This is a genomic window from Cypionkella psychrotolerans (genome assembly GCF_001294535.1).
Lineage (GTDB): Bacteria > Pseudomonadota > Alphaproteobacteria > Rhodobacterales > Rhodobacteraceae > Cypionkella > Cypionkella psychrotolerans.
In genome coordinates this window covers 19,517-37,156 of sequence record NZ_LGIC01000083.1, presented here as the reverse complement: position 1 = coordinate 37,156, position 17,640 = coordinate 19,517, and the positions used below count along the sequence as shown (strand labels likewise).

Annotated in this window: 14 protein-coding genes; 2 read left to right on the top strand and 12 right to left on the bottom strand. The window is 62.0% G+C overall.

Annotated features, from left to right (window positions below):
• Positions 1-31: 31 nt before the first annotated feature.
• The gene (gene gltA / locus AKV04_RS18675; RefSeq protein WP_054007920.1) at positions 32-1,327 is read right to left on the bottom strand and encodes a citrate synthase; all 1,296 of its coding nucleotides are present in this window, start codon (positions 1,325-1,327) and stop codon (positions 32-34) included.
• Positions 1,328-1,402: 75 nt separating this feature from the next.
• On the bottom strand, positions 1,403-2,803 hold the full coding sequence (gene gltX / locus AKV04_RS18670) for a glutamate--tRNA ligase (RefSeq protein ID WP_054007919.1): 1,401 nt from the start codon (positions 2,801-2,803) through the stop codon (positions 1,403-1,405).
• An 80-nt stretch (positions 2,804-2,883) separates the two neighbouring features.
• On the opposite strand from gltX, the gene AKV04_RS18665 reads away from it, so the two are divergent.
• The gene (locus AKV04_RS18665) at positions 2,884-4,998 is read left to right on the top strand and encodes a ComEC/Rec2 family competence protein (RefSeq protein ID WP_235815705.1); all 2,115 of its coding nucleotides are present in this window, start codon (positions 2,884-2,886) and stop codon (positions 4,996-4,998) included.
• On the opposite strand, the gene lexA is transcribed toward AKV04_RS18665, so the two are convergent.
• From lexA to AKV04_RS18635, 6 genes are all read right to left on the bottom strand, one after another.
• Entirely contained in the window at positions 4,992-5,678 is a 687-nt protein-coding gene (gene lexA / locus AKV04_RS18660) for a transcriptional repressor LexA (protein WP_054007918.1), read from the bottom strand. The genes AKV04_RS18665 and lexA overlap by 7 nt on opposite strands.
• A gap of 78 nt (positions 5,679-5,756) precedes the next feature.
• Positions 5,757-6,932, bottom strand: a complete 1,176-nt coding sequence (locus AKV04_RS18655; protein WP_054007917.1) for a molybdopterin molybdotransferase MoeA — start codon at positions 6,930-6,932, stop codon at positions 5,757-5,759.
• Complete coding sequence (moaC, locus tag AKV04_RS18650) at positions 6,929-7,417, bottom strand: cyclic pyranopterin monophosphate synthase MoaC (protein WP_054007916.1); 489 nt, start codon at positions 7,415-7,417, stop codon at positions 6,929-6,931. Before moaC ends, AKV04_RS18655 begins: the two co-directional genes overlap by 4 nt.
• Positions 7,414-8,226 (bottom strand): indole-3-glycerol phosphate synthase TrpC, encoded by an 813-nt coding sequence (gene trpC / locus AKV04_RS18645; protein WP_054007915.1) that lies wholly within the window; start codon positions 8,224-8,226, stop codon positions 7,414-7,416. Before trpC ends, moaC begins: the two co-directional genes overlap by 4 nt.
• 7 nt (positions 8,227-8,233) lie before the next feature.
• A complete protein-coding gene (gene trpD, locus AKV04_RS18640) occupies positions 8,234-9,247 on the bottom strand; it encodes an anthranilate phosphoribosyltransferase (protein WP_054007914.1) in 1,014 nt (337 codons plus the stop codon).
• Positions 9,244-9,831: an anthranilate synthase component II gene (locus tag AKV04_RS18635; RefSeq protein ID WP_054007913.1), complete on the bottom strand. Its 588-nt coding sequence runs from the start codon at positions 9,829-9,831 to the stop codon at positions 9,244-9,246. The genes trpD and AKV04_RS18635 overlap by 4 nt, the downstream gene beginning before the upstream one ends.
• Before the next feature lie 157 nt (positions 9,832-9,988).
• On the opposite strand from AKV04_RS18635, the gene AKV04_RS18630 reads away from it, so the two are divergent.
• Complete coding sequence (locus AKV04_RS18630; RefSeq protein ID WP_054007912.1) at positions 9,989-11,605, top strand: polysaccharide deacteylase family 2 protein; 1,617 nt, start codon at positions 9,989-9,991, stop codon at positions 11,603-11,605.
• 337 nt (positions 11,606-11,942) lie between these two features.
• Here AKV04_RS18630 and trpE read toward each other — a convergent pair whose 3' ends face one another.
• From trpE to AKV04_RS18610, 4 genes are all read right to left on the bottom strand, one after another.
• On the bottom strand, positions 11,943-13,451 hold the full coding sequence (trpE, locus tag AKV04_RS18625) for an anthranilate synthase component I (protein WP_054007911.1): 1,509 nt from the start codon (positions 13,449-13,451) through the stop codon (positions 11,943-11,945).
• Positions 13,452-13,497: 46 nt separating this feature from the next.
• The gene (locus tag AKV04_RS18620; protein ID WP_054007910.1) at positions 13,498-15,375 is read right to left on the bottom strand and encodes a SurA N-terminal domain-containing protein; all 1,878 of its coding nucleotides are present in this window, start codon (positions 15,373-15,375) and stop codon (positions 13,498-13,500) included.
• A gap of 85 nt (positions 15,376-15,460) precedes the next feature.
• Positions 15,461-16,273, bottom strand: a complete 813-nt coding sequence (locus AKV04_RS18615; RefSeq protein ID WP_054007909.1) for a ribonuclease E inhibitor RraB — start codon at positions 16,271-16,273, stop codon at positions 15,461-15,463.
• A gap of 55 nt (positions 16,274-16,328) precedes the next feature.
• Positions 16,329-17,507, bottom strand: coding sequence for an aminotransferase (locus AKV04_RS18610; protein ID WP_054008044.1), 1,179 nt, complete (start codon positions 17,505-17,507; stop codon positions 16,329-16,331).
• Positions 17,508-17,640: the final 133 nt, after the last annotated feature.

Sequence of the window (17,640 nt, the reverse complement as noted above, 5' to 3'; positions counted from 1 at the left end):
GCAAGGGCGGCTTGCGCCGCCCTTGGGTCATTCAGCGGTGTTTCACATCAACGTAATCGCGCTGTTTTTCGCCGATATAAAGCTGACGCGGGCGACCGATCTTTTGGTTTTTCTCGGCGATCATCTCTTTCCACTGCGAAATCCAGCCGACGGTGCGCGAAATCGCGAAAATCGGCGTGAACATCGAGGTTGGGAAGCCCATCGCATCGAGGATGATGCCGGAATAGAAATCGACGTTCGGATACAGCTTTTTCGAGATGAAATAATCATCCGACAAAGCGATGCGTTCGAGTTCCTTGGCGACTTGCAGGGTCGGGTTGTTGTGAATCCCGAGAAGCTCCAACACTTCATCCGCCGATTCCTTCATCACCGTCGCGCGGGGATCGAAGTTTTTATAGACGCGGTGGCCAAAGCCCATCAGACGGAAGCCCGAGTTCTTGTCTTTGGCCTTGGCGATATATTCCGGGATGCGATCCACGGTGCCAATTTCGCGCAGCATTTCGAGGCAGGCTTGGTTCGCACCACCATGCGCCGGACCCCAAAGGCAGGCGATGCCAGCGGCGATGCAGGCGAAGGGGTTGGCGCCCGAAGACCCGGCCAGACGCACGGTCGAGGTCGAAGCGTTCTGCTCGTGATCGGCGTGCAGCATCATGATCCGGTCCATCGCTTTGGCGAGAATCGGGTTCACATGATAATCTTCCGCCGGAACAGCAAAACACATGTTCAGGAAGTTGCCCGAGTAGGACAGGGAATTCTTTGGATAAACAAAGGGTTGTCCGACAGAGTATTTATAGGCCATCGCGGCAATCGTCGGCAATTTGGCGATCATGCGGATGGCTGCAACCTCACGCTGCCATTCGTCATTGATGTCCAAGCTGTCGTGATAGAACGCCGACATAGCCCCAACCACACCGACCATGGTGGCCATCGGATGCGCATCGCGGCGGAAGCCGCGGAAGAAGTTGTGCATCTGTTCATGCACCATGGTGTGACGAGTCACGCGGCCTTCAAAATCAGACAGTTGCGCGGCATTCGGCAACTGACCGTAGAGCAACAGGTAGCACATTTCGAGATAGCTCGATTTGTGCGCCAGTTGTTCGATCGGATAGCCGCGATGCAACAGCTCGCCCTTATCCCCGTCGATATAGGTGATCGCACTTTCGCAAGCGGCGGTCGAGGTGAAGCCGGGGTCAAAAGTAAAGACATCAGCTTGGTCATAAAGCTTACGGATATCAACAACATCCGGGCCCAGAGTGGGCGAGTATACCGGCAGGTCGTAGGATTTTCCGTCAAGGCTTAACGTGGCAGTCTTGGTCTGTTCGGCCATCTTTCATCCCCCAATAAAAGCCATCCCTACGGCAGAGGGTTGGCCCGCGTTCCGGTTCGGCAGGGGTTGCGCGGATCAGGCCGCCGCATCCTCCAGCCGGGCAATCGTCTCATCATGACCGATGACCAGCATCATGTCATACACACTCGGCGTCACAGTACGCCCCGCCAAGGCCGCGCGCAGGGGGCTGGCAAGTTTGCCAAAACCGATCCCGTTTTCTGCGGCAACTTGGTTAAGGATCGGCTCCAACGCATCCTTTGTCCAGCTAGCATTTTGCAGCTGCGGCGTCAATGTTTTCAGTATACCACGGGATACCGTATCCAAAGATTTGCCCGAAGCCTCATCGGGTTGGACCGGACGTGAAATCAGCGCAAAGTGAACCTTTTCAATCAGTTCCGGGAAGGTCTTCGCACGATCTTTGACGCAGTAGAGTGCGGATTTGAGCAGGGTGTTCTGCGTATTTGTGAGTGCAGGTTTGCCTGCCGCCACCAGATAGGCGGTCAATTCATGCAGCAGTGCAGCATCGTCGGCCATCGCGATGTGATGGCCGCAGGTGTTTTCCAGCTTTTTGAAATCGAGGCGCGCGGGGGAGCGACCGATGCCGTCGAGATCAAACATCTGCAAGGCTTCCGCGGTGGTAAAAATCTCGGCATCGCCATGCGCCCAGCCTAGGCGGGTGAGGTAGTTGCGCATCCCCGCCGCCGGATAGCCCATCGCTTGATATTCCTCGACCCCGGTCGCACCATGGCGCTTCGACAGCTTTTTGCCGTCGGGGCCATGGATCAGCGGAATATGCGCCCAGACTGGTATCTCCCAGCCCATCGCATCGTAGATCATTTGCTGGCGGGCGGAGTTGTTCAGATGGTCATCCCCGCGAATGACATGAGTGACGCCCATGTCGTGATCGTCGACCACAACGGCCAACATATAAGTCGGCGTAGCATCGGACCGTAAACAAATCATATCATCGAGCGAAGAGTTCTGGATCACCACGCGGCCTTGCACGGTGTCTTCGATCACGGTTTCGCCCGTGCGCGGAGCCTTCATGCGGATCACATAAGGCGCGTCGGGGAAGGTGGCGGGATCGGCGTCGCGCCACGGGCTTTGGAACAAAGCGTAAGAGCCGCGCGCTTCGGCCTCGGCGCGAAAGGCGGCGATTTCTTCCTGCGTGCTGAAGCACTTATAGGCGGTGCCGCGTGCCAGCATCGCATAGGCGACCTCGGCATGGCGGTCTTTGCGGTCAAACTGGCTGACCACATCGCCATCCCAATCCAGACCCAGCCAGGTCAGCCCGCGCAGGATGGCTGCGGTGGCTTCGGGGGTGGAGCGCTCGCGGTCGGTGTCCTCGATCCGCAGCAGGAATTTGCCGCCCCGGCCGCGCGCGTAAAGCCAGTTGAACAAAGCCGTGCGTCCGCCGCCGATGTGCAGATAGCCGGTGGGCGAGGGGGCGAAGCGGGTGACAACGGGGCGGGACATGGGCGGGTTAACCTTTCAGAAACCTTATCGGCAGTAGGATCGCGGCAGCTTTAGGCAAATGCGAGGGGCAAAACAAGGTGGTGGCACGCCCGGTCAACGTTCTGAACATGTTGCTGTGGCCGCTGCATGCGCTGGCAGAGGCGCGCGGGCTGCTGTTCGCGTGGGTGCCGGTGTTTCTGGGCTGCGGCATTGCTGCATGGTTTGCGCTGCCGTTTGAGCCCGGTTTGGCGTTCTACGGGCTTTGCGCGGGCATGGTTCTGGTGCTTATCCTGCTGCATCGCTTTGGGCCGGAGTTGTGGCATCCACCGCTGGTTGCGCTAGCTTGTGTGCTTGTGGGGATGCTGGCGGCGGGTGTCCGGGCGCATCTGGCGGCGGCCCCGATGCTGGAGCAGCGCTATTATGGCGCGGTGCAGGGGCGGGTGATCAACATCGACCGCTCGCAGTCGGATGCGCTGCGGATCACCTTGGATCAGGTGGTTTTGCAGGATTTACCCCCGGCGAAAACCCCGCTGAACGTACGGATTTCCCTGCATAGTCAAGATGTTAAATTTAATCCGGGGCAGGTCGTTTTGCTGACCGCCTCGCTGGCCGCACCCGAGGGACCTGCCGAACCAGGTGGCTTTGATTTCCGCCGTATGGCGTATTTTCAGCAGTTGGGCGCGGTCGGCTATACGCGCAGTCCGGTATTACTCTGGGCCGAAGCTGCCCCCGGCACGCAAATAATCAACCGACTGCGCACCGACCTTACCCGTGCGATGATTGCAGCGGTGCCGTCTGAGGCGGGGGCGTTTGCGACGGGTGCTATGACCGGGGATCGCTCGGCGATTTCCTTGGATACCGTGCAGGCGCTGCGCGATTCGAACCTTGCGCATTTACTGGCGATTTCGGGGATGAACATGGCGTTCATCACCGGTTTTGTGTTTGCCTTGCTGCGCTACGGGCTGGCGCTGATCCCGCCCGTGGCGCTGCGGGTGAATTCGAAAAAGGTCGCGGCAGTGGCGGCCTTTGCGGTGGCGCTGTTTTATCTGCTGCTGTCGGGGGCGAATGTGGCGACGGTGCGGGCGTTTTTGATGGTCTGCGTGATGCTGGGGGCGGTGCTTTTGGACAGGCGAGGCTTGACCATGCGCTCGGTGGCGTTGGCCGGGGTGATCTTGCTGTTGGCGCAACCGGAAAGCTTGCTGGAGCCGGGGTTTCAGCTCTCATTTGCCGCGACAGTCGTGCTGATCGCAGGGTTTTCGGCCTTGGATCGGCAGATTTTGCGCGAAAAGCTGCCGCGCTGGCTGATGCCGGTGTTCACGTTGGTGCTGACCTCGGTGCTGGCGGGGCTGGCCACCGCACCCTTTGCTGCGGCGACTTTCAACCGGTTTACCGATTACGGCCTGCTCGCCAATCTGCTGACCGTGCCGATGATGTCGGTGCTGATGGCGGCGGGGGCGATGGCGGCGCTGCTGGCTCCGATTGGTCTGGCAGGCCCGGCCTTGTGGGTGATGGAGCAGGCGGGGGCTTGGATTTTGTTTGTCGCGCATTGGGTGGCAAAGCTGGAAGGCGCGGTGACGCCGATTGTGCAGCCGGGGCCTATGGTGATGCCGCTGATCACTTTTGCAGGCGTCTGGGCTGTGCTTTGGCGCGGGCAGGCGCGTTGGGCGGCAGTGGCACCACTGGTTTTGGGGCTGGCGCTGTGGGCCACCACCACGCGGCCTAGCTTGCTGATTTCCAGCGATGGCGCGCTGGTTGGGGTGATGGGCGAACAGGGCCGGGCGCTGTCAGTGGCGCGTGGTGCGGGGTTTACCGCCGAGAATTGGCTGCAAGACGACGGCGATTTGGCTGTGCAGACAGAGGCTTACGCAAGGGCGGGGTTTTCGGGGTCAAACGGCGCACGGGCGTTTGACTTGGGCGGTTGGCGGGGGGTGGCGCTCAGCGGCAAGGCGGCGGGGGAGGCCTTGGTCGCCGCTTGTGCGCAGGCCGATCTGGTGGTGATGCCCGCAGCGGTGATCCCCGTTGTTCCTAAGCCGAAGGGCTGCATCGTCATAGATCGAACCATGCTGGATCAAACTGGGTCTTTGGCGCTTTCGGTGCAGGATGGGCGTTTGCTCGTGCAGCCCACTCGTGCCGCCCAACGTATCTGGATGGCAGGAAAACCAATCTGGCAGGACCGCAGCCTTGCCAAACCGGGCGCGCTTTTGGCGCGTCAGTAGCTGCGGATCAACCCGACAAGGCGACCCTGCACCTTGACCATATGATCCGGGAACACACGGGTTTCATAGGCGGGGTTTGCGGCTTCCAAAGCGATCATGCTGCCGCGACGGCGGAAACGCTTCAGCGTGGCTTCAGCATCCTCGACCAAAGCGACAACGATGTCGCCGTTCTCAGCGGTGATCTGTTCGCGGATCACCACGATATCACCATCGTTGATCCCAGCCTCGATCATCGAATCGCCTTTGACTTCAAGCGCATAGTGTTGGCCGTTGCCCGAAAGCATCGACCCCGGCACCGCCACATGATGCGAAATGTGCGAAATCGCCTCAATCGGCACGCCAGCGGCGATACGGCCCATCACCGGAATTTCCATCGCGTAAACGCCCGCAATCGGCATCGCTTGGCGCGGCGGATCGACCTTGTCGCCCTTGATCAACTTCGGCGAGAAGCCGGGTTTTTCCATCGCTTCTGGAAGTTTCAGAATTTCCAAAGCGCGGGCGCGGTGGGCAAGGCGGCGAATGAAGCCGCGTTCTTCCAGCGCCGTGATCAGGCGGTGGATGCCGGATTTCGAGCGCAGATCCAGTGCGTCTTTCATTTCATCAAACGACGGCGGCACCCCGTCTTTATCCATGCGGGTTTTGATGAAATCCAGAAGTTCCAGTTGCTTACGCGTCAGCATGCCACAGCCTTTATGCAGGTGTTGTTGCTATGTTCTGCCCGTGTTCTTGCTTTGTGTCAAGCGGTTTGCGGCACCGCGCTAGATTGCGATGTAGTTCACCATCTCACCCGCGCCGCGCGGCCCGTCGCCCATCGGGCGGATCAAAAGCGCGTTGGCCTCGGTCAGAATCGTCAGCAAAGCGGAATCCTGACGCTCAAATGCCGTCACGGTGGGTTGACCGTTTTCGACCGTGAGCCGCGCGCGCATATAGTGGTCGCGCGGGCCATTGGCGGGTTGATCTGTGCCGAGGCGGGCGCTCAGGACCTGCGGTTCGGGGGTAAGGCCCAGCATGGCTTTCAGCATCGGCACCATGAACAGATGGCCGCAGACGATGGCGGAAACCGGATTGCCGGGTAGTCCAAGCATCGGGATTCCTAAGACTTTCCCGGCCATCAGCGGTTTGCCCGGGCGCATGGCGATTTGCCAGAAGGCACGCTCCAGCCCTAGATCGGTGGCAACTTTGCCGACCAGATCGTGATCGCCCACCGACGCGCCGCCAATGGTGACGATCAGATCAGCGCCTTCGGTCAGGCCGAATACCGTGCGCAAGCTGGCTTCGGTATCGCGGGCAATCGGCAGCATCCGCGCTTCCCCGCCCGCCGCTTCGACCAGTGCGGCAAGGGCAAAGGTGTTGGAGGCGATGATCTGGTCGGGGCCGGGGGTCTCGCCGGGCATCACCAATTCATCCCCGGATGCCATCACGGCGACAATGGGGCGGCGGCGGACGGTAACGTCAGGCACGTTCATTGCGGCCAAGAGGGCGAGGTCGTTGGGGCGCAGCAGGCGCGGCGATAGGGCTTGGCCGCGCAGGAAATCTTGGCCACGCGGGCGGATATTGTCGCCGGATTTGGCGGGCTTGCTTAGGGTGATTTGGTCGCCATTGCGGCTGATGTCTTCTTGGATCGCCACGCTGAGCGCCCCTTCGGGTAGCGGAGCGCCGGTGAAGATGCGGATGGCTTGCTGAGGTTGGACCGCGCCTTGGAATGCGTGACCTGCGCCGGATTCACCGATGACGGTGAAGCTTTCACCGGGCATGGCGGGGCGGCCCAAAGCGTAGCCATCCATTGCCGAGGCGTCGAAGGGCGGCTGTGTCAACTGAGCAGTGGCAGCCGTCGCCATCACGCGGTTATGGGCGCGGCGCAGGGGGACGGTTTCGGTGTCGGTGAGGGCTGCAAGCGCAAGGCAGCGGGCGAGCGCGTCTTCAACCGATATCATAGCTTTGTCTCATAACGTCCTGATTTTCCGCCATCTTTCAGGATCAAATGGACGCCTTCGATCGACATGGATTTCTCGACCGCCTTGACCATATCGTAGATCGTCAGGCAGGCGATGGAGACAGCGGTCAAGGCCTCCATTTCAACCCCGGTTTGGCCACCGGTTTTCACTGTCGCCTCAACCACGATACCCGGCAGGCTGGCATCGGGAGTCAGATCCAGTGACACTTTGGTGATCGGTAATGGGTGGCACAAAGGGATCAGATCGGCGGTTTTCTTCGCGGCCATGATGCCCGCCAGACGGGCGACGCCCAGCACGTCGCCCTTTTTGGCGCGGCCTTCGGTGATCAAAGCCAAGGTCTCGGCGGACATTTTCACCGCCCCCCGCGCCACGGCAATGCGGGCGGTCACGGGTTTGTCGGAGACATCGACCATATGGGCGCGGCCTTGGTCGTCGAAATGCGTGAGGCCGGTTTCTTCGCTCATACCCCGGCCTCTGAGGTTAAGGGCTTGGTCAGGATTGCTTTTGTGGCTGCGGTTACATCGTCTTGCCGCATCAAAGCCTCACCGATCAGGAAGCAGCGCGCACCGTAGGCGGCGACATCGGCGAGATCGCCGGGGGTGAACAGGCCGGATTCCGAGACGATCAGCCGGTCGTCCGGCACATAGCGGGCGAGTTGGCGGGTGGTGTCCAGCGTGACCTCAAACGTATGCAGATTGCGGTTGTTGATGCCCATCAGCGGGGATTTCAACAGACAGGCGCGGTCCAGTTCGGCGCGGTCGTGGACTTCCAGCAGCACATCCATGCCTTGCTCGAAAGCGGCGGCCTCCAATTCGGCGGCTTGGGCGTCGGACAAAGACGCCAAGATGATCAGGATGCAATCGGCGTGCAGGGCGCGGGATTCGACGACTTGGTAGGGGTCGTAGAGGAAATCTTTGCGCAGGCAGGGCAGAGTTGTGGCCTGTGACGCTTCCGTCAGGAAGGCATCATCGCCTTGAAAGCTGGGCGCGTCGGTCAGCACCGAAAGGCAGGTTGCGCCGCCCGCCTCGTACGCCCGTGCGAGTTCAGCCGGGTGAAAATCGGCGCGGATCAAGCCTTTGGACGGGCTGGCTTTTTTGATTTCGGCAATCAGGCCATAGCCTGAGATTGCAGCATCCGACAAAGCCTTGGCAAAACCGCGCGGAGGTGGTGCCGCGCGGGCAGCTTGTTCGAGGTCTGCCAACGCGACTTGGGCCTTGCGGTCAGCAATTTCGTCCAGCTTATAGGCTTTGATGCGGTCTAGAATGGTGGTCATATGCGCCCTATTGATTGGTCAGACGCTTCAGCGCCTCGATTTTGCCGCGCGCGGCACCGGAGTCGATGGAAGCGCGGGCGATTTCAACGCCTTCTTTCAAGCTAGTGGCTTTGTCTGCCACCACAAGCGCTGCGGCGGCATTAAGTAGCACCGCATCACGGAAGCCACCTTTCGCGCCATCGAGCAGGGCACGAAAGGCGACGGCATTTTCGGAGGGCGTGCCGCCTTGGATCGCCTCGAAGGGGTAGATCGAGAGTCCCGCGTCTTCTGGGTGCAAGGTAAACTCGCGCACAGCGCCATTTTCGAGTGCAGCTACGGCGGTGGGCGCTGCGATGGAAATTTCATCCGAACCGTCACCACCATGCACCAGCCATGCTTTTTCGCTGCCCAAAGCCAGCAAAGTTTCGGCCATCGGGCGGATCAGGGCGGGGGAGAATGCGCCCGTGAGCTGGCGTTTAACGCCTGCCGGATTGGTCAGCGGGCCAAGGATGTTAAAGATCGTCCGCGTGCCCAACTCGGCGCGCACCGGCATGACATGGCGGGTGGCGGGGTGGTGCATCGGAGCCATCATAAAGCCAATGCCCGCTTCGTTCAGACAACGCTCCACCACTTCGGGACCGACCATGACATTCAGGCCCATCTCGGTCAACGCATCTGCTGCACCGGATTTCGACGACAGGTTGCGGTTGCCGTGTTTGGCCACGACTACGCCCGCGCCCGCGACCACAAAGGCGGTGGCGGTTGAGATGTTCAGTGTGCCTTTGCCATCGCCCCCGGTGCCGACAATGTCGATGGCCCCTTCGGGTGCACGCACGGCGTTGCATTTGCTGCGCATGACGCTGGCGGCTGCGGCATATTCATCTACCGTCTCACCACGCACCCGTAGCGCCATAAGGAAACCGCCGACTTGCGCGGGGGTTGCCGCACCGTCAAACAGCGCGCCAAACGCGGCTTCGGCCTCGGCACGGGTCAAAGCGCGGGTGGCGGCCACGCCGATCAGCGGTTTGAGAATATCGCTCATGCGGGCACACGGGCCCGAGCGGAGTCGAGGAAATTCTTCAGCAACTGATGCCCGTGTTCCGAGGCGATAGATTCGGGGTGAAACTGCACGCCCTCGATCAGCTTTTCTTTGTGGCGCAGGCCCATGATGGTGCCGTCTTCCAGCCAAGCGGTGACCTCAAGGCAATCGGGCAGGCTTTCTTTCTCGACCACCAAGGAATGATAACGGGTGGCCAGAAACGGCGAGGGCAGGTCGCGGAACATGCCGCCACCGTGGTGATGCATCGCACCCATCTTGCCATGCACGATCTCGTGGCAGCGGATCACCTTGCCGCCAAACGCCTCACCAATGGTCTGATGGCCCAGGCAGACGCCCAAAAGCGGCACATCGGCCATCGCGGCGGCTTTGGTCAGCGGGATGCAGATGCCCGCCGAAGCCGGATCGCAGGGGCCGGGCGACAGCACGATCAACTCAGGAGCCAGCGCAAGCGCGTCTTGCACCGACATCGCATCATTGCGCACCACGCGCACATCCGCGCCCAACTCGCCCAAGTAATGGACGAGATTGTAGGTAAAGCTGTCATAGTTGTCGATGAGCAGGAGCATCTTGCAAGGTCCGGACGGAAAAGGGGATGAAGGCGGCGGCGGTTCGGTTTATAGAGGGGCCAAGGTTTGCGGGCCCCCGATGGATGTCGGCTATAGATGGGCCTAGCGGCAAAGCGGCGTCAAGGGCAAGTGGCGCTCATAACGGGTGGAGACAGGTATGATCCGGAATTTCGTGACAGGGATCGTCGTAGGTGGCGTGGTTGCGGGGGCTGGGCTGGGGGTTGTTTCGCAACTGACGCCGCTGCCGCACGGGCGTGCGCAGCTGGTGGCGGATCAGAGCAAGCCTGTGGTGGCCGCGCCAGAGGCTGCGATGGTGCCCAAGCCAGAGGCGGTGAAGCCTGCGCCTGCGCCGGCGGATGCGGCTGGGGTGATAGTGCCAGAGTCGGCACCTGCGCCAAAGGCGGCGATGCCTGTGACGAAGCCTGCTGCGGAAACGATGCCTCTTGCTGAAGAGACACCGCCTGCACTGCCAGAGCCGGAGGCACCCGCACCCAAACCTGCCGCACCTGTGGCCGAGGCGCTGTCCCCTTTGCCCGAAGCGCCGCAACCCGAGGCTGCGGCACCTGTGGCCCCGAAGACCAGCGCTGAACTGCCCGATATGCCTGCCAAACCCCCGGTCGCGAGTGTCGAGGCCCCGGCGGCGCTGAACGATCCCGGTTCTACTGCTGCGGCACCTCAGGTGCAGGCGGGGACAGAGGCCGCCCCGGCTCCGGCCAGCCCGGGCGCTTTGGCGGGGGATATCGGCACCGATGCAGCCCCGGCTCCGGCCGATCTGCCGCCGCCCGCGCCGCAAGAAGCCGCCGAGACGCTGCTGACGCCCGCGCCTGCTCCCGCAGAGCCCACATCGCCGTCGATGCTGGTGCTGGATCCGGCACCCGCTGTCCCTGAGGTCGCCGTGGTGGTGCCAGAGCCTGCGCCGGAGGCTGCCGCGAATAACTTGCCAAAACTGCTCGACACCAGCCAGCCGGAAACTTTGGCCCCCAGCGTTGGGCTGACCAAATCCGTCGATGGCGTGACGGTCGGGCGGCTGCCGAGCATTGCCGAGCCCGCGCCGCCCGCCGATCCGAGCACGGCGGCGGAACCTGTGCCTGCCACTGACACCCGCCCCATCGCGCAATATGCGGCGGAGTTCAGCAATGATCTGGGCAAGCCGTTGTTTGCGGTACTGCTGGTCGACAGTGGGGCCGCCGATCTGGACCGGGCCAAGCTGGCGGCACTGCCGTTTCCGGTCAGTTTCGTGATTGATCCGCTCAATCCGGGGGCGGCTGCTGCGGAGGCTGTGTATCGCGCGGCAGGCAAAGAGGTGGTGATGCTGGCGGCGGGGATCCCGGCGGGGGCGACTGCGGGCGATCTGGAGCAGACCTTTCAGGCCAATGCGGCGGTGCTGCCCGAGGCGGTCGCGGTGATGGATATTGGCGCGCAGGGCTTTCAGGACAACCGGCCGCTGGCGACGATGGTGGTGCCGATCATCAAGGATCAGGGTCGTGGTTTGGTGACCTTTGATGCGGGGCTGAACGCGGCGGATCAGGTGGCGCGGCGCGAGGATGTGGCGGCGGCGGTGATCTTCCGTGACTTGGACGGCGCAGGCGAGGATACGCCGCTGATCCGGCGCTATCTGGACCGCGCGGCGTTCAAGGCGGCGCAGGAGGGCCGGGTTGTGGTGGTGGGCACCACGCGGCCCGAGACGATTGCGGCCCTGATAGAATGGTCGATTGAGGGCAAGGGGGCCGCGGTGGCTTTGGCTCCGATTACGGCTGTGCTCGCGGTAAAATAGGGCCGTCCACGCGTGGACACCTGCCTCATTCATGAGAAATCAATGGGTTAAGCGAGGGCTGTTCACGCTTTCTTAACATTTGCCCGCGTGCTTGGCATCAGCGTCGGATGCCTCCGGCGGGGATATTTAAGCCAATGTGAAATTGCAGAGCCAATATCGGATTTGCTCTTTCTGAAATACTCCCGCCGGAGGCATCCCAGGCTTGTGTGCAGCACTGCCCTTGCCGAAAGTTTCCCCGGCAGCGCCGCAGAGTGAGGTTTGAGGCGGATTATGAAACGTGCTGGGGGCACGTTTCACCGCCGAATGGATGGCCCCCGAGGCGGCACCTGTTTTCAGGTCAGAGGTTGCCTTTGCGCACGAACAGACCGGCATCTTCGGCGGCGCGGCGCAGGGCGCGGGATTTGTTGACGGTTTCTTGGTATTCGGATTCGGGGTCGCTGTCGTAGACCACGCCGCCGCCTGCCTGAATATAAAGCGTCTCATCCTTCAAGACGGCGGTGCGCAGCGCGATGCAGAAATCCATTTCGCCATTTCCCGCAAAATAGCCGACGCCGCCGCCATAGACGCCGCGTTTTTCAGGCTCAAGTTCGTCAATGATTTCCATCGCGCGCACTTTGGGCGCACCAGACACTGTGCCTGCGGGCAGGCCTGCGAGCAGGGCTGACAGCGCATCTTCACCGTCGGCGATTTGGCCCACCACGTTGGAGACGATGTGCATGACGTGGCTGTAGCGTTCGATGATGAATTTCTCGGTGGGGCGCACGGTGCCGACTTTCGCCACCCGGCCCACGTCGTTGCGGCCGAGATCAAGCAGCATCAGGTGTTCGGCGAGTTCTTTTTTATCGGCCAGCAGGTCCAACTCCAGCGCCTTGTCTTCTTCTGGCGTAGCCCCGCGCATCCGCGTGCCTGCGATGGGGCGCACGGTGACTTCGCCGTCGCGCAGGCGGACGAGGATTTCGGGACTTGCGCCAATGACTTGGAAGCCGCCGAAGTTGAAGAAGAACATGAACGGCGACGGGTTGGTGCGGCGCAAGCTGCGATACAAAGCGAAGGGCGGCAGGGTGAAACTTTGCGCCCAGCGTTGGCTTGGCACCACTTGGAAGATATCGCCGGCGCGGATGTAGTCTTTCGCCTTTTCGACGGCTTGCTTGTAGCCTTCGTGGGTGAAATTCGATTTCATTTCGCCCACGGTTGCGGCCTCGCCCAGATCGCGTTGCGCGGCAGGCGCGCGGTCGAGGTCGCGCAGGGCGTCCATCACCCGCTCGGCGGCTTGGGCATAGGCGGCGCGGGCGGAAAGGCCGGAGGCGGCCCAAGCCGGGGCGACAAGGGTGACTTCGCCTTTCACACCGTCCAGAACGGCGACGACCGAGGGGCGCATCAGCACGGCATCGGGCAGGCCCAAGGGATCGGGGTTGATGTTGGGCAGGTGCTCGACGAGGCGGATCATGTCATAGCCAAGATAGCCAAACAGGCCGGAGGCAATCGCGGGCAGACCCTCGGGTAGATCAACGCGGGATTCGGCGATCAGGGCGCGCATGCTGTCCAGTGGCGCGCCGGGCAAGGTGGTGAAAGCCTGCGGATCAAAGCGGGCGTCGCGGTTGATCGAGGCCGTGGTGCCGTGGCATTTCCAGATCAGATCGGGCTTCATGCCGACCACCGAATAGCGGCCGCGCACCTCGCCGCCTGTGACCGATTCCAGCATGAAGGTGTCGGTGCGGGCCTCGGCCAGTTTCAGCATCAGGCTGACGGGGGTATCGAGATCAGCGGCCAAGCGGGCATAGACCAGTTGGTTGTGACCCTGCGCCCAGCCGCGTTCAAACTGTTCAAAGGATGGCAGAAGGTTCATCGCATCGCCTTGGTTTTGTGATCAGGTCTTAGCTGTTGATCTGGTCTTAGTTGTTCATCTGGGCATGGACCGCGTTGATCGCGGCTTGGTCCAAGGTGATTCCTGCAGAGGCGGTCAGGGCGGCGGTGTACAGCGCCATCACGTCATCGGAAATTGCACGGCCCGCGTTGACGTTGATGGCATCGCGCAAGGTGGTGGCGTCTTCGCCTGTGGTGGCGGCAGCGCTGATAGCGTTGAGCTGCACCACGGCGGCGAAACCGGGGGCTTCAATCACCCGCAGATCGTTCGGCTGCATCTGGAACACCGCTTCTATCAAGCTGGGCGGGGCGTCTTTCACGACACCTTGACGGTCGATCTGGGTGGTGCGCGACACGATGCCGAAAGCACCGAGGCTGGCACCGCCTTCGACCGCCGACTTGATCCGGGTGGCCTCGTCGCCAAGCGCTTTGGCGAGGGCGTCGGCTTGCGCAGCAGCGGTGACTTTTTCTTTGACCTTGTCGAAGGGCAGCGGCGCGGGCGGCAGAGTGCTGTCGAGCTGCATCGCCACGAGGCCGCCGTCGTCCAGCACGATGGCTTCGGGAAAATCGCCCTCGGCCATGCTGGCGGCGGTGTCGCGGAAGCCTTTGTAGGCGGTGATCGGGTCGTTGTCGTCGGCACCGGCGGCATAATCGGTGGTCGCCAAGGTCAAGCCCTGCTCTTTGGCGACATCGGCGAGGGTCGCGCCGCCTGCAAGCGCGTCATCGACCGCTTCGACTTTGCCCGAGATTTCCTTGCGGGCGGATTCGAGTTGCTGCTCCAGCGCCAGATCGGGCTTGGCTTGCTCAAAGCTGGTTTCTTGCGCGGCAAGGATCGCATTCATGCGGAAAAGGGCCGGGCCGATCGAGGACGGGAACGGGCCGACCACGCCAGGTTCTTTCAGCGCGAAGACGGCGTCACCTGCTGCGGCAAGTTCCTTTTGCGACACGTCACCCATGTCGACATCATCAAGGCTCAGGTTACGCTCTTTCACCAGATCATCGAACGAAGTGCCTGCGTCGATGCGGGCCTTTGCGGCGGTGGCATCGGCTTCGGTGGCGAAGGCGAGGCGCTCGACAAGGCGTTTTTCCGGGATGATATAGGTGGAAAGGCGCGCTTCGTAGGTGGCTTTGAGGGCAGCTTCGTCCAAGGGCATGTCTTTGGCGAGGGTATCCGGCAGCAAGGCGACATAAGCGATGCGTTTGGCCTCGGGCCGGGTGTAGCTGTCGATATGAGCTTGGTAATAGGCTTGCAGATCGGCATCGCTCAGTGGCGGCATCGGTTTGGTCAGGGATTTTTCGGTGAGGCGCAGCATCGAGAAGCCGCGCTGCTCACCGGCCCAAGCGGCGATGGTGTCGGTCAGGGTTTGCGGCGGGGTGAGGCCGCTGGAGATCGCGGTTTGCAAGAGTTGCCGGGCGGTGTCGGCGCGCAGGCCTGCCTCAAAGCTGGATTCGGTCAGGTTGTTCTGGCGCAGAACCTCGCGGTAGGTGGTGCGGTCAAAGCCATCGACGCCTTGAAAGCTGGGGATCGCCGAGACTTTGCTGGCGACCGAAGCATCACCGACCGACAGGCCGATGCGATCAGCTTCATTGTCCAACGCGGCGCGGTCCATCACCTGTTGCAGCACTTGGCGGTCGAGGCCGATGGCTTGGGCTTGTTGCAGGGTGACGGGTTGGCCGATTTGCTTGGAGAAGCCGTCCATGGCTTGGCGCAGCGAACGGGCATAGTCGTTGACGTCGATTTTGCGATCCCCGACCGTGCCGATCGAGGCGGTGCCGCCGCCGAAATTGGTGACGCCAAAGCCGCCCAGACCGCCGACGATCATCGCAAGCAGCACCCATGCCATAACGGACCCGCCCCGGCGCTTTTTCTGCGGGGTGTCGTCGGAGGTATTAGGTGTCTTGGCCATGGGTCTGCCTGTCTTACAAAGGTTTGGCCGCTTGTCTAAGCGGTTGCGGGGATGGGGGCAAGAGTGGGGTGGGGACTGGCTGATGCTATGGTTGGGTCGAGGGCTGCACCACCACTGTCTCCCAGCCATCGTATTGCACGCCGGAGTTTTGCGCCGCATTGATCAGGACGGGAGTCAGGGTGCGGAATGTGGCCATTGTCACCAGCATTTCGCGAGACAGCACGATGCCTTCGGGCGATGTCACCAAATGGTCGACGGAAAATCCGTGGGTCTGAAGGTCGGCGGCAAGCTTGTCGAGCGATGCCCGTGGCCCATAGAACCAGAAATCGGTCTTCCGTGCAGCGCTGCCGTTGTCGCCGTTTTTCTCAAGATTCATGATTACGCTTTGGTCACCGGCTAACTGGATGTCGATAGCGGTTGGCGTGACAAGCTGGATCAATGGCAGCCGATCCACCACGGCTTCGGCAGCGCAGGAATAGCCGCTGATCGGGGTGGCATCGAGGATGGGTGACAGATCGAGCAGGTTGGGGTGCACGACGAAAATGCGGCGCTGATCTTGGCCGGTGACACTCGCGATGTGGATGGCACCCGCTGCGCGCAGCGCAGCGTCGGCTGCAATCCTGTCCTCGAGCGCGTAGAGCCGTGCGATGTCTTGAGGCATCCCCATGTAGCTGACGCTATCGGCGCGGCAGACTACGGCAGTGGCGTGGCCGGTTTGCAGCAGGGTCTGCGCCTGTGGGTTGTCCTTCAGGGCCAAAACGACGAGTGACATTCCGTCGGACGCCACGCGGTCGTAGATTATCCAGCTATCGCCGTCTGCGGCGGCGTCATTCTGGGCAACAAGCGGTTGCGATAAGGCAACAAGCCCGATGATCAGCGAGAAAATCTTCTTTATCACGTCGGTGTCCTGCAGTTTTGCTGCGCCTGTTCTGCCAGTTGGCCCTTGCTTGCTGCTAGCCCTTGAACGCTGCCAGCCTTCGGAATGTCTCGGCTATACCCGCTTGATCGACATTGGCGAAGGCGATGCGGATTTGGCGTTTGCCTGCCTCGGAGCCTTTTGGTTGGAACATGGTGCCGGGGAGCATCAGGAGGCCAGCCTCAGCCACAAGGCGTTTGCAGAGGGCGTCTGATGCCAGCGGGTAGGGGTGTTCGACATAGGCGAAATAGGCGCCGCAGCCGAGCAGTTTCCAGTCGGGCAGGGCGGAGAAGCCTGCGACCATCGCGGCGCGGCGGGCGAGGATTTCGGCGCGTTCACCTGCGAGCCATTGGGCGAGGTTTTGCATGCCCCAGAGGGCGCCGATCTGGCCCAACTGGCTGGGGCAGATCGCGACGGTATCGAGAAATTTCTCGATCTGGAACAGGCGTTCGGCGGAGGCGGTGACGGCCCCGACCCGGTGGCCGGTCAGGCGGTAGGCTTTCGAGAAGCTGTAAAGCTGGATCAGGGTGTCGTGCCAGTCGGGGTCTGTGAACAGGTCATGGGCGCGGCCTGAGCGGCTGTCGAAATCGCGATAGGTCTCATCGACGATCAGGGCGAGGCCGCGCGCGCGGCAGAGGTCGCGGAAGGCGGTGAGGGTTTCCGCCGGATATTCGACGCCGCCGGGGTTATTGGGGCTGACGAGGACGATGGCGCGGGTGCGCTCAGTGATCAATGCTGCGGCGGCTTCTGCTTCGGGGATCAGGCCGGGGCCTGCGGAGAGGGGCACGGTTTTAACCCCTTGCATATCCAGCCACATTTTGTGGTTGAAATACCACGGCGTCGGCAAGATCACCTCATCGCCCGCGCCTGCCAGAGTGGACATCACCGCGCAGAAGGCTTGGTTGCAGCCTTGGGTGATCGCGGTTTGGCTTTCCAGCACGGTGCCGCCGTAGGCAACACTCCATTGCTTTGCCACTTCGGCACGTAGGGCGGGCAGGCCTAGCACTGGGCCGTAAAGATGGGCGTCGGGATTGTTCAGTGCGGCATCGGCCAAAGCCTGTCGCAGACCCAACGGCGGGCTTTCGACGGGGGCGGCTTGGCTGATGTTGATCAGCGGGCGCTCGGGCGGGAAGGTCACACCGGCCAGCCAGCGCCGCGCCTCCATCACCGGCGGCGGATCGGTGGCAGCCATGGCTGGGTTGAGGGGGTGGATCATCTTGGGTGCCTCCTTGCCGGCCCCGCTTCGGCGGGCGTCATTGCTTTGCGCCGCAGTGTTGACGGATGCGGGCCTGAGTTCAAGCGAGAAGCGTTCGCGCGGCACTGTCCCTTATCCCCTCGCCGCCCCGGCC